This window comes from Flammeovirga sp. EKP202 (genome assembly GCF_014534745.1).
GTDB lineage: Bacteria > Bacteroidota > Bacteroidia > Cytophagales > Flammeovirgaceae > Flammeovirga.
The window spans coordinates 50,739-62,780 of sequence record NZ_JACVVP010000021.1 but is presented as its reverse complement, the minus strand read 5'-3'; the positions used below and the strand labels follow the sequence as shown (position 1 = coordinate 62,780).

The window sequence follows — 12,042 nt, the reverse complement described above, 5'->3', positions numbered from 1 at the left end:
AGATTTATAAAAAATATGACTAATTACTCTTTTCAAAATTAAAGTATAGTTTAATTGATCACCAGAGTACTTAGCCCAAATTAACATCAAACTAAAATGAATAACATGCGTCCTATCATGCTGGTAGGTACCGGTTCTGACGTAGGAAAAAGTTGGATCACCACAGGTATCTGTCGTTGGTTGAAAAATAAAGGATATCAACCCGCTCCTTTTAAAGCTCAAAACATGTCTCTCAATAGTTTTGCTACTTATGATGGATTGGAAATTGGAAGGGCACAAGCGGTACAGGCAGAAGCATGTCAGTTGCCCGTGATGGTAGAGATGAATCCCGTTTTATTAAAACCTTCCGGGAAAAATAAATCACAAGTGGTGCTTCATGGAAAACCTGTAGGAGATCAGTCGGCTAGAGATTATTTCTTGGGAGAAAATAAAAAACACCTCTTTGCGGAAGCTCAAAATGCATTTCATAAACTTGCTGATCAATACGGTCCCATTGTCATGGAAGGGGCAGGGAGTATTAGTGAACTGAATTTAAAGCACAGAGATATTGTAAATATGCGTATGGCAAAAGCGGCCAATGCATGTGTTTATCTGGTGGCAGATATTGACAGAGGAGGCGTATTTGGTAGTGTGTATGGCACGATTGCTTTGTTGGAAGATTGGGAAAAGGAGTTATTGAAAGGCATTATCATCAATAAATTTAGAGGGGACGCAAGCCTTTTTGTAGAAGGAAAGAAGAAGTTGGAAGAGTTGACGGGCTATCCTGTTTTGGGAGTGTTGCCTTATGCCCAAGATATTATTATTGAAGAAGAGGATTCTGTTGCTTTAAGCACTAGAAATGTCACTGCCCAAGAGGGATTCTTGAATGTGGCGGTTCTCAAGCATTATTATATGTCGAATTATACCGACTTCCATGCATTAGAAAATGAGCCGCTGATCAACTTATATTATACAAGAGATATTGGTGAACTCAAGAAAGCAGATGTGATTGTACTTCCGGGAACGAAGAACACCATGAATGATCTAGCGAAGTTGAAAGAAGAAGGTATCGACAAATTAATCCATGAATTGTATGATAAAATTCCCATCATAGGTGTTTGTGGAGGCTATCAGATGTTGGGTAAAGTAGTTTACGATCCTCATCATGTAGAAGGAGAAAAAGAAGAGGAACTTGGGCTAGGAATTTTTGATATTGAAACGACTTTATCTAAAAATAAACAAACCGTTCAGCAGCAATTTACCTTCAAAAATCACGATGAAGTGTGTGAAGGATATGAGATACACATGGGTGAAACGTTGGTGCCGGAAGCTTTTGCATTGAATACAATTGGAGGTATAAAGGAAGGATTTTTTGATAGGAAATTGAGTTGGGGTACGTATCTGCATGGTGTTTTTGATAATCAAGTAGTGGTCAATGAGCTATTGAAAAGGAAGTTTCCAGATGCAGAGGCTCAAGATTATAAGACGTTCAAAGGAGAGCAGTTTGATAAACTGGCAGACTGGGTAGAGGAGAATTTGGAGATCAATAAAATCATGGAAGATATATGCTAAACGGACATGGTGACGATCTTCATCTCATAAAAGGTCAAATCAAACACAACTTCAGCTCCAACGTTTTTTACAAAGGTTGCCCCCCAGCAATTTTAGATCATCTAAAAGAACAATTCCATAACATTCAAAATTACCCTTCGCCAGCAGCAGAAGAACTGTCCGTGTGTGCCTCCAAAAGGTATCATCAACCGGCAGATAATTTCTTATTTACCAATGGAGCTATTGAAGCCTTTTATCTGATAGCACAGTTGTTTAGAGGGAAATTAGCTACTATTGTAGGGCCTACTTTTTCAGAATATGAAGATGCCTGCAGGATTCATGAAGTGAATTATCAGGTGGTGGATCGAAATGTGATTCAAGAGCGTTGCTCAGATTTGGTATTTATCTGCAATCCTAATAATCCAACGGGAAGTGTTTTTTCATTTGATGAATTAGAAAAACTAATCAAGGAGAATAAAGCAACTACCTTCGTAATTGACGAAGCCTATATTGAGTTTACTTCTGCCACAACATCTGTTGCTCCCTTAGTTGAAAAATACGATAATTTGATCATCGTAAGATCACTGACTAAAACCTTTACTATCCCTGGACTCCGTTTAGGGTACATTATTTCTAATGCAAAAAGTATTGAAACTCTAAAGGCAATTCGAATTCCTTGGAGTGTAAATGGATTGGCACTTTCGGCAGGGAAGTTTCTTTTTGAGAATTATGATCAATTGCTTTTTGATATTGATGAACTATTAGAAAAAAGAAGTGCTTTTCAAGAGCAATTAAAGGGAATTGATTTTATAGAAGTACAATCCACGAATACCTCTTATTTCCTAGTGAAATTATTGAAAGGAAAAGCGAGCGAATTGAAAAACTATTTCATTGAAAAAGGAATATTGATTCGTGATGCGACTAATTTTACCAATTTGGAAGGAGAATTTATCCGACTTTCAGTGCAATCTAATACAGCAAACCAACACCTCATTGAAGCATTAAAATCATGGATTTAGAGTCTATTATTATATTAACGGTTGCTTTTTTATTAGATCTCATCTTTGGAGATCCAAGGGCTTTACCCCACCTTATTGTAGGGTATGGAAACTTGATTTCTTTGGGAGAAAAAAGATTAAATAAAGGGAATAACAAACTACTTAAAGGAGCCTTCTTGACCATAATATTAGTAGGATTGTCATTCGCCTTGCCTTTTTACATTCTTGGATTAATACATTCCTTTAATGCAGTTATTGCGACAGTGATCAGCATTATATTACTATTTTATTGCTTGGCGAATAAGACGTTGGTCAAAGAGGGAATTGCCGTTTTTAATGCATTAGAAAAAGAAGGTTTGGAAGCCGGAAGAAAGCGGTTATCATGGATTGTAGGAAGAGATACTTCCGAATTAAGTGCTCAACAAATCCGCACGGCTACATTGGAAACCATGTCGGAAAACTTAAGTGATGGCGTCATAGCACCGCTTTTTTACTTTGCTATTTTAGGCGTACCCGGTGCCATGATGTATAAAATGATCAATACTTTTGACTCTATGATTGGTTACAAAAATGAGCGTTACGAAAAGTTTGGTAAATTTGCAGCCAAGTTAGACGATGTAGCGAATTATATTCCTGCTCGTTTAACTGCCCTTTTTATGTTGATTATTACGTTTCGTTTGGGAGGTCTCACTACTGTTTTCTCAGAAGGTAAAAAACACAGCAGTCCTAATGCCGGCTTTCCAGAAGCAGCATTGGCTTATATCCTTAATGTCAGATTTGGAGGACCCAACTTTTACGGAGGGAAATTAGTAGACAAGCCTTATATAGGTCATAATGATAGAAATATTCAGCATCAAGAAATTTACAAAGTAGGGAATATAAACTATGCTACGAGCTGGCTTTTTGTATTGTCAATTGTCTTTATTCTCGTTTTAATTCAATTTTTATAATGCAAAAATACATCATCTCAGGCGCAGCAGGAACAGGAAAAACAACGTTGATAAATGCAATTGACAACGAGGTGGAAACTATGCCCGAAGCTTCCCGACAGGTGATTATGCATGAACAGTTGACAGGCGGAGAAGGGATGCCCTGGAAAGATGTAGAACGGTTTAGTCAATTGGTATTTCAAAAAACAATAACTCAATTACAATCCTACTTTGGAGCCTCTTTTTGTGACCGAAGTTTAATTGATACAGTAGCTTATCTGAAGTTTCAAAACAAATCCATCCCTGAACCTTTATTATCCTTTCCCTATCAAAAATTTTATCATAAAGTCGTTTTTTTTGCCCTTCCATGGGAGAAGATTTATATCACTGATCTCCAAAGACCTGAATCATTTTCTTACCAAAAATCACTTTCTAACGTATTAAAAGAGACCTATTTAGAGTATGGATTTGAGCTAATTTACCTTCCTTTTGATTCTGTAGAAAACCGTATGAATTTTGTTTTTGACAAGGTTTGTATGCCAATGAAAATTAAGTAACTTTGCTATGCTTTAAGGGTGTTCCTATCGAGGAATGAAAAGGGAATTTGGTGAAAATCCAAGACTGTACCCGCAGCTGTAAGCTTTCGTTTTCTTCGGAAAACAATTTTGTTACAATGAGCCACTGTTTGATAAATGGGAAGGAGTAACAAAAGAAAGTAAGTCAGAATACCTGCCTGAAGAAGTACTAAGAAATTATAAGACTTTCGGGAATAAAAGTTCTGACTTTCAATCTATACTACAGCTATTAGTCTCCTAGACTAATTTTTTAATTAGCAGATTGTCATTCTATTATCCCCAATTGTTGCTATTCAATCAAACAATCTGACTAATGGGGAAAAACATCGCTGAAACTCAACAGATTTTTTTATTTTGTGATGGAGGATCTTGCCAAAAAGCAGGATCAGAGGAAGTGGTACGCAACGTACGTGCTTACTTGAGAAATAGTGGACAATGGGACAGCACGCACACGATCAAAACAAGATGTAACGGTCGGTGTGAAGATGCTCCAACATGCATTGTTCAGCCTAACTATTGGTACAAGGACCTCAATCCACAAAAAGGCCTAGAAATAATAAAAAGCCATATTGAAAATCAGGAACCTGTCACTGAATATTTATTATATCAGGACGAATGGTCTGAAATCAAATCAGACAAAGAAAGAGAGGCATTTACTCCAAAACCTTTCTCAATCAAAATAGATCCTGAATTTGGTGAATGTCGGATCACTAGAGGTTTTGCATCAGATCAATACACCTATCCTCTTTTTCTTTATTTATCAGAAAACAGTCCAAAATCTTCCCTCATCCTTTCCGGTCAAATACCTATTTCATTTAATGAAATCAAAAATGTCAATTACAGTCAAAAGTATACACTTGAATTGGAATTGGAGAGTGAAGCTATTGAGCTGATTATTGCTCCTATTGACCAAAAAAATCAAGAACTCGTCAAAAAGAGAATTGCCGTAGTCGAATATTTTGAACAATTAGATACTCTGAAAAAAGGAGTCCGGATGAAAAATAAATTCGGAGAAGATATTGGACTAATTTGGTTAGAGGATCACGCTTGGCAATACTGTTTAGAAGTACAATTAAAAGGAATAAAATTGGAAACGGTATGAAAAAGAAGGTGACTATTGTAGGAGTCGGTTGGTTAGGAATTCCGCTATCAGAACGATTAAGAGAAAGAGGTTTTGAGGTAAAAGGAAGTGTGGCTTCAGAAGAAGAATTACTCGTTTTTGAACTCACAGATCAAATCACTCTTGTAAAAGTAGAGGAAGATCATATCAAAGGAGATTGGGATAATTTGATTGCTGAAACCGACGTTTTGATTGTATGTTTTCCACCTGCTGATCGAAGAGATAAACATGGCGTTTATGTCAAGCAGATCGAACAACTGACAAAACAAATGCCTCCCCATCAAAAAGTCATCTTTGTAAGTTCCACTTCAGTCTATCCAAATACCAATCAATCCATCAAAGAATCAGATCAATTCACTCCTGAAACCATAGGAGGAAAAAATATATATCAAGCAGAACAAGTTTTACGTCAACATTTTGGAGAGCAATTGACCGCTATTCGCATGGCAGGTTTAATTGGCGGAGGGCGTCATCCTTCTCAGCTTTTAAGAGAAAATAGGGTGCTGAAAAACCCGAATGTGCCTGTCAATGTCATTCATCAAACAGATGCGATCAATTTGATTTTGGCGGTTATAGAGCAAGATGTTTTTGGAGAAGTCATCAACGGTTGTGCAGACCTTCATCCTATTCGAAGGGATTTATATACCAACGCAGCAGTGACGTTAGGGCTTCCGCTTCCCGTTTTTCGAGACAGCAAAAGTTTTGCTTTTAAACTGATAGATAATACTAAATCAAAGCGATTACTATCCTTTGAATATAAATACGATGATCCTCAAGCCTACTTCAATGAAGAAGTGAAAATAGAAGAACAATGAAACAAGGAATACTATTGTGTGGACACGGTTCCCGAAGAAAAACAGGAACAGACGCATTTAAAAAACTCGTGGCTTTATTGAAAAAAAGGTACGAAAATGAATACGAAGTGGACTACGGCTTTTTAGAGTTCAGTCACCCTTTGTATGAAGCAGCGGTGGAGCGATTGTATGAAAAAGGAGTACGAAAAATTTACGCTTTGCCTGTCATACTGTTTGCTGGTTCACATGCCAAAAATGATATTCCTTATGAGATGAACACGATCCAATCGTATTACCCTGATCTTGAAATCAAGATGGGAACACACATTGGTGTGAGTTCTTATTTGTTGGATTTATCGAAGAAGCGAATTGAGGAACAGGAAGCTTTATTACCGCCGATTGATCGTAAAGAATGTGGATTGATGGTGATTGGCAGAGGAACAACGGATCCAGATGCCAACTCTGATGTACACAAATTAGCGGCGATGCTTTGGGAAGGAATGGGTTTTGGTTTTACATCTGTAGCCTATAGTGGTACAGCTTATCCATCCACTGCAGAAGCATTGCCGATGTTTGAGAAACTAGGCATGAAGCGTACTTATGTGATTCCATTCTTCTTTTTTACGGGTGTTTTACTTGAAAGAATCTATGAAACAGTAGAGGAGTTTAATAAGGATTCCACTACTGAATACGTCAATACAGAAGCTTTTGGATCAGATGAATTGATTATGAAAGCTTTTGATGAAAGACTCGATCAAGCCAAGAACGGAATGGCCAATATGAACTGTCAGATGTGTAAGTATCGTAAGCAGATCATTGGTTTTGAGGAAGAAGAAGGTAAGGAGCAAATCGGTCATCATTTGAATGTAAAAGGAATTCTTTTCGAAGAGGACGAAAAGGTAGATGAGAAGAAAGGAGTGATGAAAACGGTTAAAAATATACTGGGAATTTAGATGGAAAAAGGAAAAGTATACGGTATTTCATTAGGACCAGGCGATCCCGATTTGATTACGCTGAAAGGATATAAACTACTTCAATCTGTTGATAAAATCTATTATCCCGGATCCATTTTTCAAGATGGAAGAAAGAGCAGTTACTCGCTTCAAATCATGGAAGGTTATGATTTACCGGAGGAGAAGTTGGTCGGCTTTTATATGGAAATGACCATTGACAGAGTACACGTTCACCCTGTATATGAAGAGGCTTTTCAGAATATTCAAAAAGATGTTTCGGAAGGGTTGGATGTAGCCATAGTATGTGAAGGAGACTTGAGCACTTACAGTTCATTTTCTTATCTCTTAGAAAAATTTCAACAGACAGATATTCCAATTTCATTGGTGCCGGGCATTAGTTCTTTCCATTTAGGGGCGGCAGAAATTCAACAGCCATTAGCCCTTTTAGGAGAGACGATTCATGTGCTTCCAATTCTAAAATCAACACAGGTTTTAGAAGATGCTTTGAAAGTTTCGGATACGGTGGTTTTGATGAAAATCAGATCTGTCATGCGACACATTCAACCTATTTTGGAAAGAGAGGAAATCAATTTTACGTATTGTGAAAAGCTCGGAACGCCAGAGCAATTCATGACTTCATCATTAGACAAACTTCAAGAGAGAACGATCCCTTATTTCTCTTTACTGATTATAAAGAAAAACAAACAAGCATGAAAATTACAGTAGCAGGTTTAGGCCCTGGACACAAAGACTATATATTACCGGTAGTGGTCAATGCACTGCAAAAAGCAGATGTAGTGATTGGTTATGACTATTACTTTCAATTTTGTGAAGACTATCTGAAAGAAGGTGCAGTAAAAATTGCCATGCCTTTGGGGAAAGAAGAGGAGCGAGCAATTGTAGCAATTGAGGAAGCCAAAAAGAACCAACATGTATTTGTGATTGGGTCGGGAGATGCTAGTATTTACTCCATGGCGGCCATCGTTTATCAAGTGGCTTCTTTAGAAAAAGATTCAGAAATAGAGTTGGAAACCTTGCCGGGTGTTTCTGCATTTTTAGCGGCAGGAAGTAAGTTGGGTGCTCCATTAGGACACGACTTCTGCTGTATTTCCTTATCAGATTTAATGACGCCTTGGCAAGTGATTGAAAAGCGTATCCGAGCAGCAGCTGTAGGTGATTTTGTTTGTAGTTTATATAACCCCAAAAGCAAGAAAAGATATTGGCAGTTGGAGCGTTTGAAAAAAATCTTTTTAGAAGAACGAGATCCGAGCACACCTGTAGCGATTATTCGTCAAGTGACGCGTCCTGAAGAGAAAATCACGATTCAGACCTTAGGGACTTTTGATGTAGAAATGGTGGATATGTTCTCTTTAGTGATGATCGGTAATTCGCAGACTTTCCAATTCAAAAATCATTTAGTGACACCTCGTGGGTATTTTAATAGAAAACCACATACAGGACAGGAAATCCAACAAGAGAGTTTCCGTATTGTCACAGAACAATTACAAGATTTAGAGCATTCTGTAGAAGATAAATGGGCGATTACGCGCTTGATTCATACCACGGGAGTGATCGATGATCATGTGCATTATGAAGCCTCATCAAGAGCGGTCAAGTCTTTATCAAAATACCTTCAAAACGGTGGGACAATTGTGACGGATGTAACGATGGTGCAAGCCGGTATCACAAAAAAATATACAAAGGAATACGGCAATCAAGTTGTTTGCCTTTTGAATGATGAAGAGACACTCCTTTTGGCAGAAGAAGAAGGTCTGACACGTTCTCAAGCGGGTATTAAAAGAGCAATTGCCATGTATCCGAATGCCTTGTTTGTGGTAGGAAATGCACCAACAGCTTTGTTTGAATTGACAGATCAGTTGAGAGAAAATCCTTACTTCGAGCCCACAGGAATTATTGGCGTACCGGTAGGTTTTGTTAATGTCATTGAATCCAAAGAACAGTTGGTACAAGTGAAAAATGCCGAGTGGATTGTATTAAATGGCAACAGAGGCGGAAGTAATATCGCAGCCGCTTTGGTCAATGCTTGTTTCACGCTTCAAGAATCTGAAAACTATTTCTAAGTCTTGCTACAGGAAAACAAACATATTGATTTCTACATCATCGGAATTGGCAATCATTCTGAAGTGCAACTGAACGCTGAGGTAAAGCAGTTGATACAGCATCATACTGTTTTTTCTGGTGGAAAGAGGCACTATCAATTGGTGAAAAAGCACCTACCTGAAAATCATGAATGGATTGAGATTTCGGGTAAAATGCAGGACGTCATTCAGCAGTATCAAACGAAAGAGCAAAAGGTAGTGATCTTCGCTTCGGGCGATCCATTATTTTTTGGTTTTGGTAATACACTGAAAAGATTGTTGCCTAATGCATCCATTGAAGTGCTCCCTTATTTCAATTCCATTCAACGATTGGCACACAAAACCTCTTTGAATTACAGCGATCTCAAAAGCATTTCATTGCATGGCAGACGTACTTGGAAGCCGTTGGATATTTGCTTGATGCAAGGGGAAAAGATGATGGGTATTTTGACCGACAAAGGGCATTCTCCACAGCATATTGCACAGCGATTGCTTACTTATGGTTATCCAAATTATACCATTTATGTCGGTGAAGAATTGGATGGAGAGAAAGAAAGAGTTCGTCAATTCACCTTGGAAGAAGCAAATGAAACGGCCGATTACCAATTGCTGAATTGTGTAATTCTGATCAAGACATCTGACTTTATTCCTCCTCGAAGTATTGCAGATAGCACTTTCCAAACCTTGGAAGGAAGACCGGGAATGATGACCAAACAGCCCATTCGTTCCTTGACACTTCAAGCATTGGAATTGTGGGATAAGAAGTGCTTTTGGGATGTAGGAAGTTGCACAGGTTCTATTGCCATTGAAGCACAGCTGAACTATCCGTCATTACAAGTTTTTGCTTTTGAGAAAAGAACGGAATGTGGAGAAATCATAGATAATAATGCAAAGCGTCATCATTGCCCGGGTATAGTGGTAAGTATTGATGATTTCTTTGAAGAAGATATACAAAAAATTACGCCTCCAGATGTCGTGTTTATTGGAGGTCATGGCAACCGATTGGAAGAGATGATTCAGAAACTGGATTCTGTTTTACTTCCTAATGGTTTGATGGTGATGAATACGGTATTAGAGAAATCTTATGAGACCTTCCAAAAAGTTTGTCTTGCCTTGAATTATACCGTAGCAGTGCCGATTAAAATGAGTCTCAATGACCACAATACGATACATCTATTGGTCGCAAAAAAGAATTTAAAATGAAAAAAATAGCTATAATAGCCACTACTGATAGAGGATTAGCACAGGCGCTTATTCTCCAGAAAGAATTCCCAAAATCTTTAGTGGTCACTACTCGAACAACAGAGAACGAAAATGTATCTGTTGTGGCTTCCTTAAGTGATTACCTGAACAACTATTACCATAAATTAGACGGCATTTGCTTTGTGAGTGCGTTAGGTATTTGTGTGCGTTTGATTGCTCCATTTATCGAAACAAAAGCAACAGATCCTGCGGTGGTTTGCGTTGACGATCACGGCAAAAACATTCAGTCAGTGCTTTCAGGACATCAAGGAGGAGCCAATCAATTTGCAGAGAAAATCGCACAAGTGGTAGGAGGAAAAGCCATCATCAGTACATCGAGTGATTTACAGGAAATATGGGCGTTGGATACGCTGAGCCAAACTTATGATTGGACGGTAGAGACAGATCAGCCTTTAAATCATTTGATCAGCTTATTTGTCAATAATCAGCCGACAGCATTATTGTTGGATGTAAAAGACAAAGGCACGGTTTATTTGGAGAAAAACCTTCCTGATTTTGTGACGGTTTTTTATGATGCGGAAGAAATCAATGCGGATCAGTTTGCGTTATTGATCGCGGTGACATATAAAATTTACGATTTCAATATCCCTTCTCTTTACTACAGACCTAAAGTATTAGCCTTAGGTTCGGGTTGTTCGAAGACCTTAGATTTTCCTCTTTTCGAAGCACGATTAAAAGCGGAATTAGAAGAGCAGAAAATTGCTTTCTCAGCCTTAAAAACATTCGGTTCTATTGATATCAAAGCCCAACAAAGTGCTTACCTCGACCTTTCCAATAAATACTATTTACCATTCTCCACTTTCTCAAAAGAAGAAATAGACGGAGTAACAGTGCCGAATCCAAGTGAGATGGTACAATCTAAAATTGGAGTGGATGGCGTTTCAGAATCTTCAGCGATGCTACTTTCCAAGCAGGATAAAGTATTGGTGGAAAAAACAAAAGTACACCTAGAAAACGACGATAAGTTTACCTATTCGATCGCATTAATCAAGGACTTTGAGAGAAGATCTGCCGTAGCCATTATTGGTGCAGGTCCGGGTGATGAGGAATTGATTACGGTAAAAGGTAAGCAGTATTTGGAAGAAGCAGACTGCGTATTGTATGCCGGAAGTTTGGTGCCGGAGGAAATGATCAGTTGGTGTAAGGAAGGAGCAATTGTTCGTAATTCAGCCATGATGACATTGGAGGAGCAAATCACTTTGATGTTTGATGAATATAAGAAAGGAAATTCGGTAGTGAGATTGCACAGTGGTGACCCATCACTTTACGGAGCGATCCAAGAACAGATGACCGTTTTTGATGAATTGGGAATGGAGTATTTCATCGTTCCGGGGATCTCTGCATTTAGTGCGGCAGCGGCAGTTTTAAAATCAGAATTTACCATCCCAGAAGTAGTGCAGTCGATTGTGTTGACGCGTGGAGAAGGGAAAACGCCAATGCCACCCAAAGAAAGTGTGGAAGCATTTGCCAAGACCAATGCGACAATGTGCTTGTTCCTCAGTGCCGGAATCGCCAAGAAAGTACAATCTCAATTATTAAATCATTTTGATGAAAATACGCCAGTGGCCGTGATGTACCGATTGACTTGGAAGGACGAGGAAGTTTATCAAGGTCAATTAAAAGATCTCGCTCAAATCGTCAAAGACAGTAAGAAAACAAGAACGGTATTGATCGTAGTCGGAAAGGCAATTGGAGCTAGAAAAAATCGCTCTCAATTATACAGCCCTGATTGGCAACATATCTTCAGAACCAACAAAAAGTTCGTCGTAAAAGAAGCATAA

11 protein-coding genes and 1 riboswitch are annotated in these 12,042 nt (G+C 38.4%); all 11 genes read left to right on the top strand.

Annotated elements, in window-relative coordinates; all coding sequences use genetic code 11:
* The first annotated feature begins 96 nt into the window (after nt 1–96).
* On the top strand, nt 97–1,551 hold the full coding sequence (locus IC221_RS14435) for a cobyric acid synthase (protein ID WP_188169642.1): 1,455 nt from the start codon (nt 97–99) through the stop codon (nt 1,549–1,551).
* Nucleotides 1,545–2,549: a histidinol-phosphate transaminase gene (locus IC221_RS14430; protein ID WP_188169641.1), complete on the top strand. Its 1,005-nt coding sequence runs from the start codon at nt 1,545–1,547 to the stop codon at nt 2,547–2,549. Before IC221_RS14435 ends, IC221_RS14430 begins: the two co-directional genes overlap by 7 nt.
* The gene (cbiB, locus tag IC221_RS14425) at nt 2,540–3,478 is read left to right on the top strand and encodes an adenosylcobinamide-phosphate synthase CbiB (protein ID WP_188169640.1); all 939 of its coding nucleotides are present in this window, start codon (nt 2,540–2,542) and stop codon (nt 3,476–3,478) included. Before IC221_RS14430 ends, cbiB begins: the two co-directional genes overlap by 10 nt.
* Nucleotides 3,478–4,014 carry an AAA family ATPase gene (locus tag IC221_RS14420; RefSeq protein WP_188169639.1) on the top strand — a complete coding sequence of 179 codons (537 nt, stop codon included), beginning with the start codon at nt 3,478–3,480 and terminating at the stop codon, nt 4,012–4,014. Before cbiB ends, IC221_RS14420 begins: the two co-directional genes overlap by 1 nt.
* Nucleotides 4,014–4,209: riboswitch (cobalamin riboswitch) on the top strand. It overlaps the preceding gene by 1 nt.
* A 136-nt stretch (nt 4,210–4,345) precedes the next feature.
* A complete protein-coding gene (locus IC221_RS14415; protein ID WP_188169638.1) occupies nt 4,346–5,134 on the top strand; it encodes a ferredoxin in 789 nt (262 codons plus the stop codon).
* Complete coding sequence (locus IC221_RS14410) at nt 5,131–5,967, top strand: NAD(P)H-binding protein (RefSeq protein ID WP_188169637.1); 837 nt, start codon at nt 5,131–5,133, stop codon at nt 5,965–5,967. The genes IC221_RS14415 and IC221_RS14410 overlap by 4 nt, the downstream gene beginning before the upstream one ends.
* On the top strand, nt 5,964–6,899 hold the full coding sequence (locus IC221_RS14405) for a sirohydrochlorin chelatase (protein WP_188169636.1): 936 nt from the start codon (nt 5,964–5,966) through the stop codon (nt 6,897–6,899). The genes IC221_RS14410 and IC221_RS14405 overlap by 4 nt, the downstream gene beginning before the upstream one ends.
* Nucleotides 6,900–7,613, top strand: coding sequence for a precorrin-2 C(20)-methyltransferase (gene cobI, locus IC221_RS14400; protein WP_188169635.1), 714 nt, complete (start codon nt 6,900–6,902; stop codon nt 7,611–7,613). It begins immediately after the preceding gene.
* On the top strand, nt 7,610–8,980 hold the full coding sequence (gene cobJ, locus IC221_RS14395) for a precorrin-3B C(17)-methyltransferase (RefSeq protein ID WP_188169634.1): 1,371 nt from the start codon (nt 7,610–7,612) through the stop codon (nt 8,978–8,980). The genes cobI and cobJ overlap by 4 nt, the downstream gene beginning before the upstream one ends.
* 3 nt (nt 8,981–8,983) lie before the next feature.
* Nucleotides 8,984–10,201, top strand: coding sequence for a precorrin-6y C5,15-methyltransferase (decarboxylating) subunit CbiE (gene cbiE / locus IC221_RS14390; protein WP_188169633.1), 1,218 nt, complete (start codon nt 8,984–8,986; stop codon nt 10,199–10,201).
* Nucleotides 10,198–12,042 (top strand): precorrin-4 C(11)-methyltransferase, encoded by a 1,845-nt coding sequence (gene cobM, locus IC221_RS14385; protein ID WP_188169632.1) that lies wholly within the window; start codon nt 10,198–10,200, stop codon nt 12,040–12,042. The genes cbiE and cobM overlap by 4 nt, the downstream gene beginning before the upstream one ends.

What these genes read in the sequence shown, in the direction of transcription:
- IC221_RS14435 (WP_188169642.1), top strand. Translation starts at nt 97, where the DNA reads ATGAATAACATGCGTCCTATCATGCTGGTAGGTACCGGTTCTGACGTA.
- IC221_RS14430 (WP_188169641.1), top strand. Translation starts at nt 1,545, where the DNA reads ATGCTAAACGGACATGGTGACGATCTTCATCTCATAAAAGGTCAAATC.
- cbiB (WP_188169640.1), top strand. Translation starts at nt 2,540, where the DNA reads ATGGATTTAGAGTCTATTATTATATTAACGGTTGCTTTTTTATTAGAT.
- IC221_RS14420 (WP_188169639.1), top strand. Translation starts at nt 3,478, where the DNA reads ATGCAAAAATACATCATCTCAGGCGCAGCAGGAACAGGAAAAACAACG.
- IC221_RS14415 (WP_188169638.1), top strand. Translation starts at nt 4,346, where the DNA reads ATGGGGAAAAACATCGCTGAAACTCAACAGATTTTTTTATTTTGTGAT.
- IC221_RS14410 (WP_188169637.1), top strand. Translation starts at nt 5,131, where the DNA reads ATGAAAAAGAAGGTGACTATTGTAGGAGTCGGTTGGTTAGGAATTCCG.
- IC221_RS14405 (WP_188169636.1), top strand. Translation starts at nt 5,964, where the DNA reads ATGAAACAAGGAATACTATTGTGTGGACACGGTTCCCGAAGAAAAACA.
- cobI (WP_188169635.1), top strand. Translation starts at nt 6,900, where the DNA reads ATGGAAAAAGGAAAAGTATACGGTATTTCATTAGGACCAGGCGATCCC.
- cobJ (WP_188169634.1), top strand. Translation starts at nt 7,610, where the DNA reads ATGAAAATTACAGTAGCAGGTTTAGGCCCTGGACACAAAGACTATATA.
- cobM (WP_188169632.1), top strand. Translation starts at nt 10,198, where the DNA reads ATGAAAAAAATAGCTATAATAGCCACTACTGATAGAGGATTAGCACAG.